This window comes from Rickettsia endosymbiont of Orchestes rusci, assembly GCF_964030945.1.
In the GTDB taxonomy this organism is placed as follows: domain Bacteria; phylum Pseudomonadota; class Alphaproteobacteria; order Rickettsiales; family Rickettsiaceae; genus Rickettsia.
This window is the reverse complement of the sequence record NZ_CAXIQG010000002.1, coordinates 38,853-60,065: the sequence shown is the minus strand read 5'-3', so window position 1 is coordinate 60,065 and position 21,213 is coordinate 38,853. Positions and strand designations below refer to the sequence as shown.

Sequence of the window (21,213 nt, the reverse complement as noted above, 5' to 3'; positions counted from 1 at the left end):
ATATTTTGCATAAATTTTTCTCAATTATTTTCATTTTTATAGCCTGGTAGTTTAATGTTTCTTTTCTTTATCGCCTTGCTGCTTATTTCAAGATTATCTGCTATTTTCTGGCTAGTCCTTACAATCGTTGATTCAGGAGTTTTATTAAATTCATTTTGAATCTGTATCTTCTTATCTTCCACTTTAACAGATAATTGCTCAAGAAGCTTTACTTTTTCTACTTCATTATTATCTACATTATTAATTAGCATTTGTTCTACATTTTTATCATAAATATCATTTCTTCTGTTATCAATACTACTAATAGCCGCTTGATCATTTAATCGTTGTTTATTTTCATCAAAACTTGTTCTTAAGGCTTCTTTCGACGGAATATTGACTCTACTTACAGAGCTTAAGTTTTGAGGTATAGTATTATTAATTTTAGCTATGTTTAAAGCTATTTGTTCAGCTTCTTGTTGGTGAGTACTCGCCCACATAGCAGCCTGCTCTTTACTACTTACTCCAGGGATATTTTTGGCAATTATGCTATTTAATACCGGTTCATTTAAATTGCGATCAATAGCAGCGGAGTTTTGTGATATATAATTCATATTATAGCTTAATTGCTCGAGATTTTGTTTAGTTTTTGCTATTTCTTGCCCTACAGACTGTTGCTCAGAAAAATTACTATTTAGATTATTACTAAATGACTGCAGATCACTATTTGTGTGACCTAATCTGCCATCTTTAGTAGCACTTTTAATCTTAGATAATGCCTCATTATATGATTGTTGTTGATTAACTGACTTACCTTGATCTTGTACTTTGTCATTACTTGATCCAACTGTTATTCCGAGTATACTAGGTATTCTTAAGCTTATATCGGAACTAGTACCAGTGCCTTTTTTATTACTACTACCGGTATGATCAGTAGCAGCGATGCTATCTGAATTCATCTGCTGCAAGGCTAGATACTGGCTATCAGTAATACCGATAGATTTTGCTTCTTCATAGCTTAATCTCTTGCCTATTTCAGTTGCTATAGAATTTCCTGTAGTAGTTAAATCACTATATCTATCATTTAATGAGTCAAGATAACTTTGTGAGCTCATAAACTGAGATTGATAACTATCTTGCAATAATTTAGAAGAGCGGTAGTTATTTACTAAGGAGTCTACTGCTTGAGTCAGTACTTGTCTGCCGCTGTAAGTACTAGTCACTCTCATTCCCCCATCATCAATAATTCCTCCTGCTAATTGCAAAGTTGGGGTAAGATTTTGCTGGGCAATTGTTCTATTACCGATGTTATAATTATCCATAGAGAGGTTATTATCAGAAATATTAGCCCCAATGCTACTCGCAACCGGTACTGGAGAGAATTGATTAGCCAAAGTGGTAGTTGCATGGGCACACGCCTTTAATACTGCCCAGGATAACATCGGAACTGAAGCGGCCAACATCTGAAACGTTGCAAACTCATGCAGCACCATTTCTGAAAAACTCCCCTGCGATAAGATATTTAAACCAGTAAGGTGACTCACGCCTTTACCGGCTAGGCTAATCATCCCTAAACAATGAATCACGGTAAAAAATACTGGCCAGCTAGTTACCCAAATAATCAAGGTTATCCAGGTCTTAAAGATAGTATAACCGCCCGGCAGCATCGACATTGGAAATACTACGAAAATGAGACAAATCACCAAGGCAAAAAATACTGACTGTAAGATGGGCATGATATTTGCTGCCATTTCTCCTGCAACCAGGTAAGAAAATGATTGCTGAAATAATCCACGAGTCGCATTCATACTTACTAACTGAGGATATATTCTAGAGAGTGAGAATTTTTCTCGCAAGTCATCATAAGCTTCACGATTAGCATTAAGTAACATTGCTTGCCTCATCCACTGATGAATATCTGTCTGTTCTTTTTTCAGATATTTTAGAGTGTCAGAGGTCATAGTTTTTAATCTACTCGCTAATATCTCTTGCCTATCAGAGGTAATCCCTATGCCATTTGCAAATTGAGTCAACAAGCCATCATTTAATTCTTTATTAATAGCTGCCTTAATTAAAGGAGTTACCTGCTTGCAGGTTTTAAAAGAAATAGCAGAATTACTTAGATCTTTATAGTAAATGCCAAAATTATTGGGTATATTTTGCTGAATAAAAGCAATTATATCAGTGGCTCTTTGTGCTTCGGCTTTTTTACCTAAAATATTACCAATTATATAAGGTTTCATAAAACATTGTCTTAAAAATTCTTTTGCGTTGGTTAAAGTTACTGGATCCTCTATTTGAATATCCTTGATTTTACCAATAGCTTTTGCCCCAAACATAATCCCATTCTTCCTGCTTGATAACCCTTCATCAGGTGGAAGTAAATGTTTTTCTAGCATTTCTGATAAGGAATAACTTATTTTTGATGATACTGACGCAAATAAAGCAATTCCTATTGGAATATTATCAATTTTCACAGGAGCATGCATTGATATTTCATCCTTAAGCCATACATTTGCTTTTGGAGCAAATAAAAAGACAAAAATAAAAAAAGATGGAAAAAACCACTCCATGGCAAAAATACCGATATTGCCTCTAAAAATAGCTCTTGTTGCTGCCCAAATTCCACCAATTGTCAAAGCAAATTTACCTACCGGTGTAAAATACTCACTATTTGAGGCAAATACTCTTCCTATGCCATTAAAAACTTGCCATAATATATCTCCTCCACCAAATGTATGTATTACGTAATCTGCCATATTCTTTTTAATTTTTATCTGCTTTGCTTATTTTTGTGCTTGCTTATCTACTTGCTCATCTAATTTTAATTTATAATTAATTTTTAAGCCCTCTCTTTTGCGACTAAATGTTGTTCTATTAATCTTGCTCTTCTATCAATCTGATCGCTACTTGTTAGCATATTACTCCATTTCTCTTGAGCAAAAAGTTGCACTCGATCTAAAGCTTTTAAGTAGGCAGTTAAATGATGATCTGCTACTTGCTTGGATTTTAGCATAGTTACTGCTTTTCTGACCTCAGAGACTACCTCCTTTAAATGCTGCAACAAGCTGTAACTAGCCACTAATTCTGAGGAGCTATCTAAAATAGTTACTCCTGATATTGCTTCTAAAGTAATATAATCATATATTGGAAATGCTTCCCCTATTGAAGATAGGAAAGATATGTCTGCATTACTAAACTCGTTATTACTTGTAAGTTTACTCTTTAATTCATCTAGCTTGGTTTTAGCCTTGCCTTGATATGATTGATCTGGAGCAATACTAATATTGCGTCTTAGAGCTGGGTTTAAACAATTACTATTATCACAAGTATAAATTGAGGCAGATTCTCCACCTTTTAAATGAGCAATCCAGCTCTTTTCATCTTGAGCAAGTGACGCAAGAAAATATACATTATTATCTCTAACTATAATAGTTCCTGTCATTGACATAATGGCATTTCTCATATTTTCAGGAATCCCTGCTTTTTCTGCTGCCTTGATAAAAATATTATAATTATCTAGCATTAGCTCTGAATCTTTATTTTGGATATTCGCTAAAGCTTGTTTCTGCTCTAAATCACTACGACATTTTTTACCGGCAGCAAAATAATCAAAGCCAGAGCTGGATTGTAAATCCTTGCAAACTGATTCTCTCATGGCTGAATCTTTAGGCAAAATGGAAGCGAAAATAGCTTTAGTCATTTCACAATCGCCCTTAGCAAATTGATTCATTTCCATAGCAAGATTTCTTAAATCTTTCAGGGCATTTTCTATTTGTGGAGCAAAAGTTTTAAGGCCCAATGAAAATGCATAAGCTTTTGCTTGCGTACCAATATTTTTCATTAGCTGTACTAACTCATCTCCTGAAATAATCGAAAAACTATAATGGTACCCAAAAACTAGACAAGAAAATAGAGAAAAGTAGGTATAATATCTCCTAGGAAAAGGAGCAAAAAATGAAAAAACAAGTTAAAAAATATAGCGCAGAAGAAAAAGCAAAAATAGCAATTGAAGCAATATCTGGAGAAATGACTATAGCTCAAATTACCAGCAAATATGGTGTTCACGCTAATCAGATTTATAAATGGAAGAAAGAAGCTTTAGATTTTATGGTTTCTGGATTTAAATCGAAATCTAAACAACAAGATACCGGCCAAGAAGATTTAATTAAATCATTATTTGAGCAAATAGGCCAGTTAACAGTTGAAAGAGACTGGCTCAAAAAAAAATCTAGTATCTTTGGATTTAGAGGTTAGGAAAAAAATGATAAGTTATGCTTCAAAATTAACCATAGCAAGACAATGCGAACTTTTAGATTTAAACCGCTCAAGTTACTATTACCGAGCTAGGAATACCTTAGATGATAAGGAGTATAGAGTACTGAACAGAATTGATGAGATTTTTACAGAGCATCCCTATTATGGTACTAGAAGAATGTCTCATGTCCTAAAATCGGAAGGGTTAAATGTTAGTCGTAAGATGATAAGAAAATATTATAAAATACTTGGTATTGAAGCAGTATACCCAAAAATTAATTTAAGCCGTAGGAATCAGGCTCATAAAGTATACCCATATCTATTAAATAATATAGAGGTGGTTTGCTCCAATCAAGTTTACTGTGCAGATATTACTTACATAAGATTAAAGCAAGGTTTTGTATATTTGGTTGCTATAATGGATTGGTATAGTCGTTATATTTTGAGTTGGCGGGTGTCGATTAGTTTAGAAAATGATTTTTGTATTGAAGCTCTAAATGAAGCAATATCTATATATGGCAAGCCTGACATTTTTAATACGGATCAGGGAGTACAGTTTACATCAAAAGATTTTACTCAAATACTTGAGCAACAAGGCATAGCTATTAGTATGGACGGCAAAGGCAGAGCCTTAGATAATGTATTTATTGAACGTTTTTGGAGATCTTTGAAACAAGAGAAGATTTATCGTTTTGATCTTGAAACGGTACGTGAAGCAAAGATAGCTATCAGAGATTATATAGAATTTTATAATAAGCAAAGACCTCATCAATCGCTTGAATATAAGACACCTAAAATGATACATTTTGCAGAAAAACTAGAAAATTACCAAGAGGCTATATGACATAGAAAATGCAAACTTTACTTTGAAAAACCAATACATTAATAAAGGAGAATTACACCTCTAAAATTTAAAAAATTTGTCTAGACAAAGGGTACCACCTCACTTATAGCAAGTAATTTATTTGATCTTGATTTCAACATCAACTTCTGTAAACTACGTACTAATTTCATGTTACCATTTGCAGATGCCCTATAGATACGTCTACGAAGATTATTAACCTTTTTATTAACTTCTTGCCAATTTATTGCATGCCAATAAATTTTCTCAAAGTTATTATTATCGGTCTTAATTGTTACATTTGCGTTTTGCATCTAACTTTTCCAATATAATTCATAATCTTGTTTACTTACTTAGGGTAAATCACCAGTCTCAAGTCAGCATCATTTCTGATTAGCACATAGTGCCTATACACCCAGTTATTTATTCCTGTAGCCTTTCAGCTTAGTGTCATTAGCTTTTTAAGACCTCTCTTACCTACTACCAGTTGCCAAGTAATAGGCTTACCACGTTTCACTAATTAAAGATGCGTTAAGTTGGTTACCTTCTGTATACCGGGGAACTGGCATTTTTAAAGAAGGTCGCGTCTTCCTTCTTACAGTTAAGCTTTTCAGCTTCATCCCTATAACAGATATTATCTGGAGTATCTGCTTTTATATTTACGATATTTTCCATACAAAGATTCACTTTCGTTTAACCAATTTTAACTTTACCTTGCCCCTATTTCCCATCCAGATTAGTAATTTAGTTAGGCTTCTTATTGCGCTTAGCACAAGATCGTTACCAACCTTGCACCGCAATAATAGTAATTAGGTCTAAATGCAACCTAGCCGCAATATATTTGCAGACTTTATTTTAGTGCCATCGTGTCGCACCACGCAATATATAAACCTTACGGTTTATTTTTGCTTGCTGGTTCAAGTGGTTCTGGTTTCAGTGGATGATTTTAAGATTGCATGGTAATGTCAATGATGGATTGAACATTGTTATAATTAACAAACCATGGCGATACAGTTTGCAAGAATAGAAATAGTAAGTAGGAGTGAAGGTAAAAATGCTTGTTTGAAAGCTGCCTATAATGCCAGGCTGATTATTAAAGATGAGAGAACTAACATTACTTATAATTTTAGCAAAAAAGGCGATAATGTTTATCATGCAGTATTATTGCCTGCTCATGTAGATCAAAAATTCAAAGACTCAAGAGTTTTGATGAATGAAGTAGAACGTCTAGAGACAAGAAAAAATAGTCAATTATTAAAAGATATTGTGATAGCACTGCCTGATGATAAGGAATTAGATTTAGATGATAGAATAGCAATTACTCATGAAATCATCGAAGAGATGGGGTGGGTAAGAAATGGCCTAGGAGTTCAGGTTGATATTCATCAGCCACATGATGGAGAAAAGAATTGGCATGCCCATGTGCTTGTGACTACCAGAAGATTTACAGAAAACGGTAAATCTTTAGGAGCTAAGGCAGTAGATTTAAATCCTAAATTTGCCAAAGTTAAGGGCAAAGCATTTATTATCCCTGAAGATAAAATTATTCATGAAAGAGCTAAAGAAGTAATCAATATTATAATCTTGGTGATAAAAAATTTTCTGATATAGTAGTACATGATTTTCAAGGCAAAAGCCATCTCATCCCTGAAGATTACTTAATGCCATAGGAAAAGATAAACAAGTAATGCAATATATAAGTCCAAGCTCAGAAATAGGTAAAGAAATAAAAAGTGAGTTAAAGCAAGTATCTGAGGTAAAGCTTAGTCAAGGAATAAGAGTTTAGATTATAGTGTAATAATATTTTATCAAGTTAAAAAATATAAATATATGAGTGAACAAGGAAACCTGCTGGGTGATCCAGATAAAGGCACAAAGAAAGCTAAGCATGATAAGATATTTCGTAAGGCACTAGAGAATCCTCTAGTTGCCCATGAATTCTTTAATGCACATTTGCCCCCAAATATTAAAAGTTTAATAGATTTTCCTAGTTTAGCAATGGAAAATACCACTTTTGTAGAAAGCTCTTTAAAAGATTCTATCTCTGATGTTTTATTCTCATGCAAATTTGATAAACAAGACGGATACTTATTTTTGCTTGTCGAGCATCAATCACAAGCAGATCATTTTATGGCTTTTAGGCTATTTAAATATATGATTAATATTTGTGAGCGATATTTAATACAAAATCCTAAAGCTAAGACTTTGCCATTAATATACCCGATGATATTTTACAATGGTCAGGAGAAATACAATGTTGCAAGGAATTTATGGGATTTATTTGCTAATAACAAATTAGCAAAAGAATTATGGATTAATGATTACCAATTGGTGAATGTCCATGAAATTCCTGATGAAGAGTTTAAACAAAGGATATGGTCAGGGATATTAGAATTTTTTCTCAAACATATACATGAGAGAGAGTTGTTAAAAAGATGGCAAGAAATATCAGATATATTACCGGAATTAACAAAAATAACGATAGGCTATGATTATCTAGAAATGATATTATATTATACTTTGACAAAGATAGAGCAAGCTGATAAAATAAAGCTAGAGAATTTATTATCAACAAAGTTGAATACGGAAATAGGAACAAGGCTTATGAGAAGTTTAGCACAGCATTGGCAACAAGAAGGAAAAGAAATAGGTATTCTTGAAGGCTTACAAGTTGGTGAAGCTAAAGGTATCCAAATTGGTAAAGCTAAAGGTATCCAAATTGGTGAAGCTCAAGGTATCCAAATTGGTGAAGCTCAAGGTATCCAAATTGGAAAAGCTGAAGGAAAAGCTGAAGGGGAATATAATAAAGCAGTAGAGGTAGCAAAGAAAATGTTAGCTCAAGGTTGCAATATTGCTTTAATTTCTAGTGTAACCGGTCTTGATGAAGCTTTTATTAGTTCTTTAGAGTAAACATATTTCTTGTAAAATTTACTCTGCTGTTTGAAAAATCATTTATAAAAATTCTGAAATAACAAAAAAGTTTTTTATACACAGCTTACCTCTAAAACTCGTAATACTAAATTAGCGATTTAAAGGGGCATTATAATAGGATTTTTCTTTATAAGGTAATCCCCCCTATCAAACAATTGAAATCTTTTAAAAATACCATTAAAATGGTTTTATATTTTTAGATTTAAATCATAGTTTGTAAATTCATTGGTAATTTAGTAATTGGGAAATTACCCGCAAGTTTTACATAACAGGTAAGATCTGGTAGATTCATAATTTCAGATGGCATTACTAATAATTTTCTTTTCTCTAAGCTATGCATATTTACTCCATCACGCATGGAGTTAGCACCATAAGAGAGATTCTCTTGAGTTTCAATAATTTCTTGCTCACCAAGCATTAAAGCTGATTTATGTGCTGTTTGCCAGTCACTTACTCGAAAAATAAATTTACTGCCAAATAAATCAAGCATTGAAGCTGCTCCTGCATGACCATATATTTCCTCTAATTGATGAATATTCTGCATGCCTGCAACAACGCAGCCACCATATTTCCTGCTTTCAGCTAAAGCTATATGGAGTGAAGATACCTTTTGTAAAGCTGGTAGTTCATCAATTACAAACCATATATTACTATGAGTATTATTGATGTTCCTATTCATTAATGCTTTTATCGCTATGCTAATCCATGCAGCAATAAGTGGTCGAAGCATTACTCTCTGATTAGGAGTACTAGTTATAAATAACCAACCTTTGTCCGCAGTAAACCACTTTCTAATACTAAAACTACCATCAGGCTTTAAATGTTGCAGAGCTTCAATATTTTTACTAACAGTTGCTTGAATACCAGACGAAGTCTCAGGTGCACTACTGCTAATTATACCGGCTACTGCACTATTTTTAAAGATACTGACAAATTCTTTATTATTTGCATAAAGAATAGTATTTATTAGCTTTTTGATGTCTTTGCTATCATGATATAATCTTAATCCTTCAGCTAATACTAGCTCAGCACTTTTAGCAAAAAAATCATCTAATTTTGGATTATAATTACTAAAACTACTGGCTATATCATTATAATCCCAAATTTCATGACAATCATTCCATGGTAACCAATGTTCTGTACCATCTTGCAAAGGATTGAGTAACTTATCACATTTGGAATCAAAAAATCGATCAGTAAAGCTACCTGTTAAATCAACAATAATTGCTCTACCTTGTTCTTTTCTAATCTGAGGTAATAGCTCATTTATCATATTGGTTTTACCGCTACCTGTAGTACCGGTAATAAGAATATGTCTTCTCTCACTATCTTTAACTAATGGCAACCCAGAAAAGCAAATATTAGCAGCTTGTTTGTTTTTATAAAGCATTTTTGCTAAAATACCTGCTTCGACAAAATCTGCTCCCCTAATCTTATCTTGAATAACAGCTTTTTTACCTCGATACATAAAAAAGATGATAGCAGTAAATATTCCAACAGTAAAAGTAATAATACCTTCTTGCCAAGCTGAATGCAATAAAAATTGCCCAAATTGATTGATATTATGCGAATGTGGTGTAACATGCCAAAATTTATGCACAAATTCTTCAGCATTACGGTAAACCCAAGCTTTTTGCTCTAAATAATAGAATTTAATACCTATTTGATCTATAGGATAAAAATGTTCTCCTATAGCAAGTTTTAACTCCGCATATCTCTCTATAATAAAATAATATAAGCTTACTAAGGATAATTTCTGATATATACGCCACATTAACCAAACTATGGTAAATACCAAAGCAACTGTTAAAGCATTGATACTTCCTTGACTAAACATTCGTAGCTGATGAGCAAAGATTTGTGAACCACGAGTAAAATTATTTTGATTTTGTGGTTGCATAGAATTACAAATTATTTTTTAATATCTTTAATTTTTCTTCAAACTCACCAGCCATAAGATCATTACCTAATTTTCTTAAAACTTTAATTATTGCTGTATATTCTTCTATCAGATTAGATTTGTATTTAAGAGCTAAGTGAAAATTTGCTTTGGCTTCTTTTTCTTTTCCCATACTAATCAATGTAATTCCTTTTTCTAAGTAACTTTCAGCATAATCAGATTTATACTTAATAGCTAAATCATAGCTCTTAATTGCATCTTGATATTTACCTAATTTTCTAAGGGCTATACCTTTTTCTAAGTATGATCCTATATAATCAGGATTATATTTGATTGCTAAATCACAATTCTCTATTGCTTCCTTATGTTTTTTTAATATGTTTAAAGACATGGCTTTGTTATAGTATGCTTCTACACAATTAGGCTGATATTTAATGGCTATATTACAGGTTTCAATTGCTTCTTGATATTTTCCTAAGTTTATTAAAGCTGCACCTTTGTTGTTATAAGCATCTGCATAATCTGATTTATACTTAATAGCTAAATCATAGTTTTCTATCGCTTCCTGATGTTGCCATAAAGACATCAAAGATATTCCTTTGTTGTAATAAGCTTCCGGATATCTAGGATTATATTTAAGAGCAGTATCAAAATTTTCTATTGCATTTTGGTATTCTCCTAAGTCATTTAATGCACTACCTTTATTATTATAAGCTGCTGCAAAGTCTTGCTTATTTTTTATAGCGAGGTTGTATGATATTATTGCCTCACGATGCTTTCCTATTGTGCATAATACATTTGCTTTGTTATTATATGCTTCTGCAAAACTAGAATCATATTTAATAGTTAAGTCATAATTGTCTATTGCTTCTTGGTATTGTTTTAATGTATTTAAAGTCATGCCTTTATTGTTATAGCATTTAGCACAATCAGATTTATATTTAATGGCTAAATTATAATTTTTAATTGCTTCTTCATATTTACCTAATTTATAAAGAGAGCTTCCAATATTAAAATACTCTTCTGCTAAAATATTGGGATCTTGAATCTTGCTTTGTAGATCTATTGGTTGTGGTTTTTCATTAACAATACTAGTGGTATTTTCTGCAAAAGCACTGCTAAAAAATATTAATGGTAAGATAAATATGAATGCTAATTTTTTGATATTTTGTATAGATTTCTTTTTAATTATTGTCATTTTTATAGCCTGGTAGTTTAATATTTCTTTTCTTTATCGCCTTATCGCTAATGCCAATATTATCTGCTATTTGCTGGCCAGTTCTTATAATCGTTGATTTAGGAGTTTTATTAAATTCATCTTCAAGCTGCTCCCTCTTATATTTTACTTTATCAGATAACTGCTCTAGAGTCTTTACTTTTTCTACTTCATTATTATCTGTACTTTGAATAAGCATTTGTTCTATACTTGTATCATAAATATCATTTTTTCTATCATCAATACTACTAATAGCAGCTTGATCATTTAACTGTTTAGTTTTTTTATCAAAACTTGATCGCAAGCTTTCTTTAGATGGAATATTGACTCTACTTACTGAGCTTAAGTTTTGCGGTATAGTATTATTAATTTTAGCTATGTTTAAAGCTATTTGTTCAGCTTCTTGTTGGTGAGTACTTGCCCACATAGCAGCCTGTTCTTTACTACTTACGCCAGGAATATTTTTGGCAATGATGCTATTTAATACCGGTTCATTTAAATTACGATCAATAGAAGCGGAGTTTTGTGATATATAATTCATATTATAGCTTAATTGCTCTATATTTTGTTTGGTTTTTGCTATTTCTTGCCCTACAGACTGTTGCTCAGAAAAATTATTATTTAGATTATTACTAAGTGAATGCAGATCACTATTTGTGTGACCTAATCTGCCATCTTTAGTAGCACTTTTAATCTTGGACAATGCTTCATTATATGATTGCTGTTGGTTAACAGATTTACCTTGATCTTGTTCTTGATCATTACGTGATGCAACTTTTGTTCCTCCCAGACTAGGAATATTTAAACCTATATCGGCACTAGTACTAGTTCCTTTTCTATTGCTACTACCTGTATGATCAGTAGCAGCGATGCTGTCTGAATTCATCTGCTGCAAGGCTAGATACTGGCTATCAGTAATACCGATAGATTTTGCTTCCTCATAGCTTAATCTTTTACCTATTTCAGTTGCTATAGAATTTCCTGTAGTAGTTAAATCACTATACCTGTTATTTAATGAGTCAAGATAACTTTGTGAACTCATAAACTGACTTTGATAACTATCTTGCAATAATTTAGAGGAGCGGTAGTTATTTACTAAGGAGTCTACTGCTTGAGTCAGTACTTGTCTGCCGTTATCAGTACTGGTCACTCTCATTCCACCATCATCAATAATTCCTCCTGCCAATTGCAAAGTGGGGGTAAGATTTTGCTGGGCAATTGTTCTATTACCGATGCTATAATTATCCATAGCGAGGTTATTATCAGCAATGTTAGCACCAATATTACTTGCAACCGGTACCGGAGAAAATTGATTGGCCAAAGTAGTAGTTGCATGGGCACACGCCTTTAATACTGCCCAGGATAACATCGGAACTGAAGCTGCTAGCATCTGAAATGTTGCAAACTCATGCAGCACTATTTCTGAAAAACTCCCTTGCGATAAGATATTTAAACCGGTAAAGTGACTCACGCCTTTACCGGCTAGGCTAATCATCCCTAAACAATGAATCACGGTAAAAAATACCGGCCAGCTAGTTACCCAAATAATCAAGGTTATCCAGGTCTTAAAGATAGTATAACCGCCCGGCAGCATCGACATTGGAAATACTACGAAAATGAGACAAATCACCAAGGCAAAAAATACTGACTGTAAGATGGGCATGATATTTGCTGCCATCTCTCCTGCAACCAGGTAAGAAAATGATTGCTGAAATAACCCGCGGGTCGCATTCATACTTACTAACTGAGGATATATTCTAGAGAGTGAGAATTTTTCCCGCAAGTCATCATAAGCTTCACGATTAGCATTAAGTAACATTGCTTGCCTCATCCACTGGTGAATATCTGTTTGCTCTTTTTTAAGATATTTTAACGTATCAGATGTCATAGCTTTTAATCTACTCGCTAACATCTCCTGCCTATCAGAGCTAATGCCTATAATATTTGCAAATTTAGTTAATAACCCATCATTTAATTCTTTATTAATAGCTGCCTTAATTAGAGGAGTTACCTGCCTGCAGGTTTTAAAAGAAATAGCAGAATTACTTGGATCTTTATAATATATACCAAAATTATTAGGCATATTTTGTTCGATAAAAACAATTATATCAGTGGCTCTTTGTGCTTCTGCTTTTTTACCTAAAATATTACCAATTATATAAGGTTTCATAAAGCATTGCCTTAAGAATTCTTTTGTGTTGCTTAAAGTTACCGGATCCTCTATTTGAATATCTTTGATTTTACCAATAGCTTTTGCCCCAAACATAATGCCATGCTTCCTGCTTGATAACCCTTCATCAGGTGGTAGTAAATGTTTTTCTAGCGTTTCTGATAAGGAATAACTTATTTTTGATGATATAGAGGCAAAAAAAGCAACACCTATTGGGATATTGTCGATCTTAACAGGAGCCTGCATTGATATTTCATCCTTAAGCCATACATTTGCTTTTGGAGCAAATAAAAAGATAAAAATAAATAAGGATGGAAAAAACCACTCCATGGCAAAAATACCGATATTACCTCTAAAAATACCACGAGTTGCTGCCCAAATTCCACCAATTGTCAAAGCAAACTGTCCTACCGGAGTAAAATATTCACTATTTGAGGCAAATACTCTTCCTATGCCATTAAAAACTTGCCATAATATATCTCCTCCACCAAATGTATGTATTACGTAATCTGCCATATTCTTTTTAATTTTTATCTGCTTTGCTTATTTTTGTGCTTGCTCATCTACTTGCTCATCTAATTTTAATTTATAATTAATTTTTTAAGCCCTCTCTTTAGCTATTAAATGTTGTTCTATTAATCTTGCTCTTCTATCAATCTGATCACTACTTGTTAGCATATTACTCCATTTCTCTTGAGCAAAAAGTTGCACTCGATCTAAAGCTTTTAAGTAGGCAGTTAAATGATGATCTGCTACTTGCTTGGATTTTAGCATAGTTACTGCTTTTCTGACCTCAGAGACTACCTCCTTTAAATGCTGCAACAAGCTGTAACTAGCCACTAATTCTGAGGAGCTATCTAAAATAGTTACCCCAGATATTGCTTCTAAAGTAATATAATCATATATTGGAAATGCTTCCCCTATTGAAGATAGGAAAGATATGTCTGCATTACTAAACTCATTGTTGCTTGCCAGTTTACTCTTTAATTCATCTAGCTTGGTTTTAGCCTTGCCTTGATATGATTGATCTGGAGCAATACTAATATTGCGTCTTAGGGCTGGGTTTAAACAATGAATATTATCACAGGTATAAATTGAGGCAGATTCACCACCTTTTAAATGAGTAATCCAGCTCTTTTCATTTTGAGCAAGTGACTCAAAGAAATATACATTATTATCTCTAACTATAATAGTTCCTGTCATAGACATGAGGGCATCTCTCATATTTTCAGGGATACCTGTTTTTTCTGCTGCTTTAATAAAGATATTATAATCCGTAAGCATTAATTCTGGATCTTTATTTTGGATGTTCGCTAAAGCTTGTTTCTGCTCTAAATCACTACGACATTTTTTACCGGCAGCAAAATAATCAAAGCCAGAGCTGGATTGTAAATCCTTGCAAACTGATTCTCTCACTGCTGAATCTTTAGGCAAAATGGAAGCAAAAAGAGCCTTAGTCATTTCACAATCGCCCTTAGCAAATTGATTCATTTCCATAGCAAGATTTCTTAAATCTTTTAGGGCATTTTCAATTTGTGGAGCAAAGGTCTTAAGGCCCAATGAAAATGCATAAGCTTTTGCTTGTGAGCCTATATTTTTCATTAGCTGTACTAACTCATCTCCTGAAATAATCGAAAAACTGCCAAGATAAGAATCAATACCACTACAGCTCATTGTCAGTGTTGGCGGAGTGATAGAAATCGGATTAAAAGCTGTTTTACTGCTCCGCATTGATAGTCCTCCTGCTGCATAATAGCCGGCAGCTTGAGATTGATATGCACCAGGTTTCGTTACATTAACACTCATCCCTTCAAATACATCCTGTAAATCCCAAGCATAAGATGTTGTTGCTTGTAACAATAAAACTATCATGAGAATATGCATCACATGCTTTATGTAGATCACTCTTCTAAACTTATTGTTACTGATCATAATCATTAACCTTTAGTCCATTATGGTGCTGAACTACCAATAAAATATTTTCAGCAATTGTATCTTCACTAATAATGCCTCTGGCAACTGGATATATTTGTTTGCCGCTGCTATCCACTAAATACAATACCGGAACAAGATTTATAGGATTAAGACGACTTAGCAACCCAGTATCCCTAGTAGTTTTTATATGTTCAAAATTTTCTCCATCATTGGAGACAAATAACAGTTGAAATTTATATTTATTGGCAAATTCTACTACAATGGGAGTAAATGCATAACAATACTCACATCCTTGATTTACTTGCAGAATTAATCCCCAATTCTTAGCTAAAAATCTTAGTTTTTTGCTGTTTTCTTCTTCTTGTCTTACTTCATATAATTTCTTATGTAAGGAATTTACTGGTTCATCCATGTTTACTAGCTTGTAATCTAATATCGTTGCTAGTTGCCACATGGTGGCAAATTTATGTGATTTTTCTAAAATTTGTTTATGTAACCTTTGAGCAATAATGACATTTTCAAGAGTAGGATCATCTAAGGCTTTGTGCTGTGCTCTATTAAATTCCTTCTTTAAAGCTTCTATCCTTTCATCATAAGGCTCAAGTTCTGGCTCTTGCTTTTTTTTATCTTGAGAAAATTTTAATATTTCTGGCTTGTAAACATGATCCTCGTTATACCATAAAAACCCTTGAGGTTGTTGCCAAAACTGATTATTTACATTAAACCTAATCATTTCATTTTTATTACTACTATCTAACTCCATAGTACCGGCAAATGCATGATTTGACCAATCATTGATTAATAACCATAAATTAATTACTAGTAATGTAATGGCTAGTAATAATTTATTTGCTATGTTTACCAGCCACTTCATTATTTTAATAGGATAAATTTGAATCAGTATGATTATTATGAGACCTTTGTTGTTGCATTATAGGCATCTGTTTTTTTAGTTGCTGCGAAAAATTCTTATGCATTTTACTTTTAGCATGATCAAGTAAATCACTAAATAACTCCTCTAAATCCACTTTAGAAAAATCTATTCTTTGCAGCTCTTCTACTGTAAACCCCCTGCAATTAGCATGTTGTGCCGTGCCAAAACTAATAGATAATTGTTTTTTGCCTTGTTCCTGAAATACTCGTGCAAGTTTTGAATTAAAACAACAATAAGTAGATTTTTTGGTAATACATTTCTTAAATATAGGATCTTTCTTAGCACAATATTGATGTGGCTATAGTATTCCGGACAGTTAGTATGAGACAATATTAACAGAAAGGAAATACAGTATGACAAAAACAAAAATGTATTCTAGTGAATTTAAAGAATCAGCAGTTAAATTGGCAACTGAATCGAAGCGACCTGTTATTCAGACTGCAAAAGAATTAGGTATCAGTAAGAATACTTTATATAGTTGGATAGATAAATATTCTAAACAATTTGAAGAATCAATAACAAGAACAGATGAACATCTGTATGATGAATTAAAAAGATTAAAGAAAGAGCTGGTGATAGTAACACAGGAGCGTGATATACTAAAAAAGGCTGCAGCGTACTTTGCAAAAGAGTCCCTGTAAGGTATGCATGGATAAAGAAGCATCAAGATGATTTCTCAATTGCAATTATGTGCAAATGTATGAAGGTATCACGTAGCGGTTATTATGAGTGGTTAAATAACCCTGGATGCAATAGGGATAAAGAAAATAGAGAATTAACCTGTAAGGTTAGAGCTATTTTTCAGGAAGGTAGACGAAATTATGGATCTAGACCCATTAAAAAGGCTTTGTTGAGGCAAGGCATAATTGTTAGTCGTAGGAGAATTACAAGACTAATGAATGAAGCTGGCTTAGTATGTAAAACTAAGTATAAATTTAAAGCAACTACTGATTCTAAGCATAATAAGCAAGTTGCTCCTAATTTATTGGATAGACAGTTTAAAGTTTCTAATGTTAATTGTTATTGGGTTGGTGATATCACCTATATCCCAACTGGAGAAGGATGGTTATATTTAGCAACAGTTATTGATCTATTTTCTAGAAAAGTAATAGGCTGGTCAATGAATAGTAATATGAAAGCTGATTTAGTTAATAATGCTTTGCTAATGGCAATATGGCAACGTAAACCACCTAAAAAGCTTATTTGGCATACTGATAGAGGTAGCCAATATTGTTCTGATAATCATTTAAAACTTATAAAACAACATGGTATTATACAGAGTATGAGTCGTAAAGGAAATTGCTGGGATAATGCTGTTGCTGAAAGCTTTTTTCATACTATAAAAACAGAATTAATTTATCAACATAAATTTAAAACTAGGGAGGAAGCAAAACATGCTATATTTGAATATATAGAGGTATTTTATAATCGTATAAGAATGCATTCTGCTAACGATTATCTATCACCAGTACAATACGAAAAAATACAAAAATGTGCGTAAAAAACTGTCCGGAAAACTGTTGACAGATCACATCTCTGTGGTACCTTCAGTAGAACAGTCGATTGTGTCAAATTTTCTAGCCAGCGATAACTTTCTTTTTCTTCAATAGGTAATCTGGTATAGTTAATACGTTTTTTTAATTCATTAGTTCCTTTAAATTGCTTGCGTGTCCAAAACTTGATGGCACAAAGACCTAGTGGTAAACTATAATGGTACCCAAAAACTAGACAAGAAAATAGAGAAAAGTAGGTATAATATCTCCTAGGAAAAGGAGCAAAAAATGAAAAAACAAGTTAAAAAATATAGCGCAGAAGAAAAAGCAAAAATAGCAATTGAAGCAATATCTGGAGAAATGACTATAGCTCAAATTACCAGCAAATATGGTGTTCACGCTAATCAGATTTATAAATGGAAGAAAGAAGCTTTAGATTTTATGGTTTCTGGATTTAAATCGAAATCTAAACAACAAGATACCGGCCAAGAAGATTTAATTAAATCATTATTTGAGCAAATAGGCCAGTTAACAGTTGAAAGAGACTGGCTCAAAAAAAAATCTAGTATCTTTGGATTTAGAGGTTAGGAAAAAAATGATAAGTTATGCTTCAAAATTAACCATAGCAAGACAATGCGAACTTTTAGATTTAAACCGCTCAAGTTACTATTACCGAACTAGGAATACCTTAGATGATAAGGAGTATAGAGTACTGAACAGAATTGATGAGATTTTTACAGAGCATCCCTATTATGGTACTAGAAGAATGTCTCATGTCCTAAAATCGGAAGGGTTAAATGTTAGTCGTAAGATGATAAGAAAATATTATAAAATACTTGGTATTGAAGCAGTATACCCAAAAATTAATTTAAGCCGTAGGAATCAGGCTCATAAAGTATACCCATATCTATTAAATAATATAGAGGTGGTTTGCTCCAATCAAGTTTACTGTGCAGATATTACTTACATAAGATTAAAGCAAGGTTTTGTATATTTGGTTGCTATAATGGATTGGTATAGTCGTTATATTTTGAGTTGGCGGGTGTCGATTAGTTTAGAAAATGATTTTTGTATTGAAGCTCTAAATGAAGCAATATCTATACATGGCAAGCCTGACATTTTTAATACGGATCAGGGAGTACAGTTTACATCAAAAGATTTTACTCAAATACTTGAGCAACAAGGCATAGCTATTAGTATGGACGGCAAAGGCAGAGCCTTAGATAATGTATTTATTGAACGTTTTTGGAGATCTTTGAAACAAGAGAAGATTTATCGTTTTGATCTTGAAACGGTACGTGAAGCAAAGATAGCTATCAGAGATTATATAGAATTTTATAATAAGCAAAGACCTCATCAATCGCTTGAATATAAGACACCTAAAATGATACATTTTGCAGAAAAACTAGAAAATTACCAAGAGGCTATATGACATAGAAAATGCAAACTTTACTTTGAAAAACCAATACATTAATAAAGGAGAATTACACCTCTAAAATTTAAAAAATTTGTCTAGACAAAGGGTACCACCTCAAACCATTGTCAGTTATTGCTAAACTTGAATGCATTAAAATACCACATTTTTTATGCAAGATAGGTCTACCCATTATATCCTTACCTGTATGGATGTTTTGAGTCCAGCCTATATCTTCAGCTTTTATTCTATATTATATGAAAACTCTGTAGTGTCCTGAAGTACAAGTATCTTTCCTTCTTTATGAGCTGATACACCTACTTCTCCGGCTATTGTTCTTAGGCTTTTACCATGTTTATTCAATATTTTTATTTCCATTATTTGCTCCAGTATTATCATTGTTCATTACCTCCTTATCCAGAGGATTCTACTTTAATACTGTATCAATTTTTAGCCGTTGCTCTGTATCATTTTACTTCCGTTGCTAACATACACCATGAATTTGAAAAATTCTTTTTGCAATATCTATACCAATTGTGGTAACTTCCATATGGACCTCCTGAATTAGTTGTTTTAATATATTTAATATTAACTCTAGAAGATTAGCAACTGCTTTTCATTCTGTATATCAGGAGGTCCATACCATGAGTTCAGTATATCTTACATGAATCTCACAACTTAACCAACCTACCGGCTCTCAGCCGGTAGTAGTTGATTAAAAGTATTACATCCAATAGGATCGTTTTCTTTTTGAGCACTATAATAGTTCTTAACACTATGGCTTATTTGCTTAGAATAATCAAAATTAAACGTTCCATTATTAAATGATTGTTCGTTTAGATTTCTAAACCAATATTTTATTTCTGCTTCTGTTGCATTTGCTGGTGGTACTGATGGAGATTTTTCAGGATATTGTGCTGTACTATGGCATGATAGGCATGAAGAGTTTTTATTATCTATGGGGCCATTAAGTCTACCTAAATATCCTAAAGAGTTTGTAGATACATTAGGATTGATCCAACACTCTGATAGTTTTTTTCTATTCTCGTAACTTGATGTAAAATAATTAGGATCATTACCCCACGTAATACCTACTAATTTCATATTAAACCATGGGTTTTCATTATTCATAGTATTATCATAAATAAATGTACCTGCAACCCATCCTGTTTCCTTTGAACGCCTATCTTTAACTAAAAAGTCAATTTGAAATAATCTCAGTTGTTTAAATACTTTTGGCGTACCTTTGTTATTCTGATTAATATAACCAGTCCAGGTAATACTGTTTTTAAGAGTTGGGATATCTTCTGGTGTTGCCTCTGTAAATACTAATTTTGCACTAACTGTACCATCTAGGAATATACCTTTGGTAATATCGGGTTTGTTGATATCTCGCCATACCTGTCCATATGTGTAAGCTCCTTGTTCATTAACAATAGAGATTGCCCAATTTTGTATTATAGACTTTTGCTTACTATGTAACTCACCGGGTTTAAATGATCTCTCTCTGGTTAAACCGTGCACAAATTCTCTACCAGTAACCCCATAATGCATCCATGGTGCATGATACCAATTAGCAATCTTATTACAGTGCAAATCAAAATCACAGTTAATATTGCCATTATATATATATTTTAACACTGTATAGCCATATTTTGATGGCTCCTCTTTAAATGATATGTGTTGCCATGGTTTTTCTGTATTATGAATTTTAGTTGGATAGTTAACCTTAATTTGAAAGATCCTATCGTTATAACCTAAAGGTATTTTATCACATGAAGATATCACTGTTGAATTAGCATGTGCAATAATATTATCAAATATAAAAAGTAATAGTATTATTATATAATAACCTTTGGTTCTATTATTACCTTTAAATTGTAATAATCTTTTCTTATAACTCATCACTATTAAGAAATACGTATTCATAATACTAAATCTAGGTTTTTGTTTAGGTAATTTCTACTTGCCCTAATAAATCAATGATGTCTTGAGCATCATCAACTTCTGGATGATTAGCATAATAGGATATTATTTTTTCTTTTATATCAGGCTCAGTTTGCTCATTATATAAAGGCATGTTATATTTATTTAGCATCTTGTACATATATGGATGTAATATACATTGTTTTTCATCAATCAA

16 protein-coding genes and 3 pseudogenes are annotated in these 21,213 nt (G+C 32.6%); 7 read left to right on the top strand and 12 right to left on the bottom strand.

What is annotated here, in order from left to right:
* Positions 1–20: 20 nt before the first annotated feature.
* The gene (locus AAHM91_RS01700; protein WP_342269665.1) at positions 21–2,738 is read right to left on the bottom strand and encodes a conjugal transfer protein TraG N-terminal domain-containing protein; all 2,718 of its coding nucleotides are present in this window, start codon (positions 2,736–2,738) and stop codon (positions 21–23) included.
* A gap of 83 nt (positions 2,739–2,821) precedes the next feature.
* Positions 2,822–3,871, bottom strand: a pseudogene (locus tag AAHM91_RS01695) (conjugal transfer protein TraH); the annotation flags it as partial.
* 65 nt (positions 3,872–3,936) lie between these two features.
* On the opposite strand from AAHM91_RS01695, the gene AAHM91_RS01690 reads away from it, so the two are divergent.
* Together AAHM91_RS01690 and AAHM91_RS01685 are read left to right on the top strand one after the other, a co-directional pair.
* Positions 3,937–4,236, top strand: a complete 300-nt coding sequence (locus AAHM91_RS01690) for a transposase (protein WP_045812944.1) — start codon at positions 3,937–3,939, stop codon at positions 4,234–4,236.
* A gap of 7 nt (positions 4,237–4,243) precedes the next feature.
* Positions 4,244–5,080 (top strand): IS3 family transposase, encoded by an 837-nt coding sequence (locus AAHM91_RS01685; RefSeq protein WP_342269664.1) that lies wholly within the window; start codon positions 4,244–4,246, stop codon positions 5,078–5,080.
* 80 nt (positions 5,081–5,160) lie between these two features.
* Here AAHM91_RS01685 and AAHM91_RS01680 read toward each other — a convergent pair whose 3' ends face one another.
* Positions 5,161–5,391 (bottom strand): reverse transcriptase N-terminal domain-containing protein, encoded by a 231-nt coding sequence (locus tag AAHM91_RS01680; protein WP_342269663.1) that lies wholly within the window; start codon positions 5,389–5,391, stop codon positions 5,161–5,163.
* A 688-nt stretch (positions 5,392–6,079) separates the two neighbouring features.
* Between AAHM91_RS01680 and AAHM91_RS01675 the strand changes: the two are divergent.
* A pseudogene (locus AAHM91_RS01675) lies at positions 6,080–6,652 on the top strand (MobA/MobL family protein); the annotation flags it as partial.
* Positions 6,653–6,907: 255 nt separating this feature from the next.
* Positions 6,908–7,987 (top strand): Rpn family recombination-promoting nuclease/putative transposase, encoded by a 1,080-nt coding sequence (locus tag AAHM91_RS01670; RefSeq protein WP_342269662.1) that lies wholly within the window; start codon positions 6,908–6,910, stop codon positions 7,985–7,987.
* Between the two features lie 223 nt (positions 7,988–8,210).
* On the opposite strand, the gene AAHM91_RS01665 is transcribed toward AAHM91_RS01670, so the two are convergent.
* The 6 genes and pseudogenes from AAHM91_RS01665 to traN all read right to left on the bottom strand — a co-directional run.
* Positions 8,211–9,908 carry a type IV secretion system DNA-binding domain-containing protein gene (locus AAHM91_RS01665; protein WP_342269661.1) on the bottom strand — a complete coding sequence of 566 codons (1,698 nt, stop codon included), beginning with the start codon at positions 9,906–9,908 and terminating at the stop codon, positions 8,211–8,213.
* A 4-nt stretch (positions 9,909–9,912) separates the two neighbouring features.
* Complete coding sequence (locus AAHM91_RS01660) at positions 9,913–11,106, bottom strand: tetratricopeptide repeat protein (RefSeq protein ID WP_342269660.1); 1,194 nt, start codon at positions 11,104–11,106, stop codon at positions 9,913–9,915.
* On the bottom strand, positions 11,093–13,810 hold the full coding sequence (locus AAHM91_RS01655; protein WP_342269659.1) for a conjugal transfer protein TraG N-terminal domain-containing protein: 2,718 nt from the start codon (positions 13,808–13,810) through the stop codon (positions 11,093–11,095). Before AAHM91_RS01655 ends, AAHM91_RS01660 begins: the two co-directional genes overlap by 14 nt.
* Positions 13,811–13,894: 84 nt before the next feature.
* Complete coding sequence (locus AAHM91_RS01650; protein ID WP_342269658.1) at positions 13,895–15,226, bottom strand: conjugal transfer protein TraH; 1,332 nt, start codon at positions 15,224–15,226, stop codon at positions 13,895–13,897.
* Complete coding sequence (locus AAHM91_RS01645) at positions 15,216–16,106, bottom strand: conjugal transfer protein TraF (protein ID WP_342269824.1); 891 nt, start codon at positions 16,104–16,106, stop codon at positions 15,216–15,218. The genes AAHM91_RS01650 and AAHM91_RS01645 overlap by 11 nt, the downstream gene beginning before the upstream one ends.
* Position 16,107: 1 nt before the next feature.
* A pseudogene (gene traN, locus AAHM91_RS01640) lies at positions 16,108–16,443 on the bottom strand (conjugal transfer protein TraN); the annotation flags it as partial.
* A 73-nt stretch (positions 16,444–16,516) separates the two neighbouring features.
* On the opposite strand from traN, the gene AAHM91_RS01635 reads away from it, so the two are divergent.
* The 3 genes from AAHM91_RS01635 (at position 16,517) to AAHM91_RS01625 (ending at position 19,088) form a co-directional block, all read left to right on the top strand.
* A protein-coding gene (locus tag AAHM91_RS01635) for an IS3 family transposase (protein ID WP_410526146.1) occupies positions 16,517–17,664 on the top strand; the annotation gives its coding sequence in 2 pieces (ribosomal slippage) (positions 16,517–16,763 and positions 16,763–17,664; 1,149 coding nt in all).
* Positions 17,665–17,944: 280 nt separating this feature from the next.
* Positions 17,945–18,244 carry a transposase gene (locus tag AAHM91_RS01630; RefSeq protein ID WP_045812944.1) on the top strand — a complete coding sequence of 100 codons (300 nt, stop codon included), beginning with the start codon at positions 17,945–17,947 and terminating at the stop codon, positions 18,242–18,244.
* Positions 18,245–18,251: 7 nt separating this feature from the next.
* On the top strand, positions 18,252–19,088 hold the full coding sequence (locus AAHM91_RS01625) for an IS3 family transposase (RefSeq protein ID WP_342269450.1): 837 nt from the start codon (positions 18,252–18,254) through the stop codon (positions 19,086–19,088).
* Positions 19,089–19,313: 225 nt separating this feature from the next.
* On the opposite strand, the gene AAHM91_RS01620 is transcribed toward AAHM91_RS01625, so the two are convergent.
* The 3 genes from AAHM91_RS01620 to AAHM91_RS01610 form a co-directional block, all read right to left on the bottom strand.
* Complete coding sequence (locus AAHM91_RS01620; RefSeq protein ID WP_342269657.1) at positions 19,314–19,469, bottom strand: hypothetical protein; 156 nt, start codon at positions 19,467–19,469, stop codon at positions 19,314–19,316.
* Positions 19,470–19,757: 288 nt separating this feature from the next.
* A complete protein-coding gene (locus AAHM91_RS01615; RefSeq protein WP_342269656.1) occupies positions 19,758–20,975 on the bottom strand; it encodes a hypothetical protein in 1,218 nt (405 codons plus the stop codon).
* Positions 20,976–21,021: 46 nt separating this feature from the next.
* A complete protein-coding gene (locus AAHM91_RS01610) occupies positions 21,022–21,213 on the bottom strand; it encodes a hypothetical protein (RefSeq protein ID WP_342269655.1) in 192 nt (63 codons plus the stop codon).